At 69.6% G+C, this 1,989-nt stretch carries 2 protein-coding genes and 1 pseudogene; 2 read left to right on the top strand and 1 reads right to left on the bottom strand.

Going from position 1 to position 1,989, the window contains the following annotated elements; translation table 11 throughout:
- A partial coding sequence (locus tag CCN51_RS47935; protein ID WP_086861036.1) for a hypothetical protein occupies nt 1–420 on the bottom strand: 420 nt, incomplete at its 3' end.
- 181 nt (nt 421–601) lie between these two features.
- Between CCN51_RS47935 and CCN51_RS47930 the strand changes: the two are divergent.
- Nucleotides 602–1,847: pseudogene (locus tag CCN51_RS47930) on the top strand (sensor histidine kinase).
- Nucleotides 1,832–1,989 (top strand): response regulator (locus CCN51_RS58710; protein WP_143676148.1); only part of this gene is annotated, 158 nt, incomplete at its 3' end. The pseudogene CCN51_RS47930 and the gene CCN51_RS58710, both read left to right, overlap by 16 nt.

Below are 1,989 nucleotides of genomic sequence, written 5' to 3'. Positions count from 1 at the left end.
GGCGCGCAGTTCTGGCCGGTTGACGATGAACGCGGTGGGGGCGAGGGCGAGCGCGCCCGCGATCTGCAGCACGACGAACCACAGCGGGAGCGCGCCGGGGATGGAGTCGATGGCGATGACCGCGATCGGCACGACAAGGGCGATGATGCGCACCCGTATATAGGCCCAGCGCGCGCCCCGAGAGGCGACGACGGTCAGCCAGTACGTCACGACGGCGCTCGCGAACATTCCGCCGGTGCGGCCCCACATGAACGACGTCACCTCGCGGCCCATGACCGAGAGGACGACGACCACGACGAGGACCGCGACACTGAACGCGCCGTAGACCATGACGAGTTTCTTCACCGTGTCGAAGGCTCGCCGGGTGTCCGGGCGGGTGACGTGGTCGGTTGTGGCCGTGGTGCGGTTGGGAGTTGCCATGGCTCCTGCTTCCTCGGGCTGTCCGGTGTCGATTCGAAGCTAGGGAGCGCACGACCGGGGCGGTATGCGCCTGGACGCACAGTGGGGTGGGCCTAGCCCCACTTCTGCGCTGACCTGGTCGGATTCGGACTTCCCGGGGCGCACAGTGGACTCACTGGGTCGTGAAGCAAGAAGGGGAATCATGAAACCGCTGGTGTCGTGGGTGACGAGCGCATGCGTGGGGTTTGCGCGGGCGTGCGTCGTGGTGGCGGTCGCCGTGCTGGTCCCGGCCGTATGGGCCGCCGCCGTGGGGCTGTGGATCTGGTGGGGCGGAAACCCGTGGTCGTGGATAGGCCCGTTCGTATGGGCGAGTATCGGCACCGTCGCCCTGTCCCGCCCGGTCTGCCGAATGGTCCGCTCCCTCGTCGCGAAGTGGACGGGCACCGTCATTCCCGCCGGATACCGGGAGGCCACCCCGGTGACCCAGATGTCGACCGGGTACTGGTGGAACGGTTTCTCCTACACGCGTACCAGCAAGGACGCCCGCCGGGAGCAGCGGATGCGGCTCTGGTGGAGCGACCCCGCCACCTGGCGTGATCTGCGGTTCACGGCGATCGTGCCGATCACCATCGGTGTGATCGCGGCCATCCCGCCGGCCGGAGCCGTGGCGGCGGTCCTCGGGCTCGTCCAATCGGAGTCTGCTCAGGTCGGGGTGGCCGGCCTGGTCGTGGCCATCGCGAGCGCCCCGTACGCCTGGCGGTCCGCCGAGCCGGTGGCCGTACGCTTTCTGCGCCCGTCGTCGGCGATGGCGCTGGCCGAGCGGGTGGACGAGCTGACCGCCCAGCGCGCCGACACCACCATCGCGCAAGCCGCCGAGATCCGCCGGATCGAACGGGACCTGCACGACGGGGCGCAGGCACGCCTGGTCATGCTCGGACTGTCCCTCGCGACCGCCGAGAAACTGATGGAAACCGACCCCGACCAGGCCAAGGCGCTGATGCGAGAGGCGCGCGTCGGCGCCGCCACCTCGCTGACCGAGCTCCGCGAACTGGTCCACGGCATCAACCCGCCGGTACTGGGGGCTCGTCGACGCCGTACGCACTCTGGCCATGGACAGCCCGCTGGAAACCAGCGTCAGCGTCGCCGACGTTCAGCCGCGCCTGGAACCGCCGATCGAGTCCGCCCTGTACTTCGGAATCGCCGAACTGCTGACCAACGCGGTCAAGCACGCCCATGCGACCCGGGGCCGGATCGCCATCGCCCAGGACGACACCGGCATCGTCGTCGAAGTCGAGGACAACGGCCGGGGCGGGGCCGATGAGCGGGCCGGCGGAGGGCTTGTGGGGCTGCGCCGCCGGATCGCGGTCTTCGACGGCACCCTTGAGATCACCAGCCCGGCGGGCGGTCCGACCCATGTGAGGATGATGGTGCCGTGCGCATCGTTGTAGCCGAAGACCTCTACCTCCTCCGCGACGGCATGGTCCGCCTCATCGAGGCGTGTGGACACCAGGTGGTGGCGACAGCGGCCACCGGACCCGAAACGCTTGCCGCGCTGCTGACATGGCGGCCGGATGTCGCCGTCGTCGACGT

It is taken from the genome of Streptomyces milbemycinicus, assembly GCF_002154605.1.
In the GTDB taxonomy this organism is placed as follows: domain Bacteria; phylum Actinomycetota; class Actinomycetes; order Streptomycetales; family Streptomycetaceae; genus Streptomyces; species Streptomyces milbemycinicus.
The sequence above is the reverse complement of the archived record's forward strand: the minus strand, read 5'-3'. Positions and strand labels throughout refer to the sequence as shown.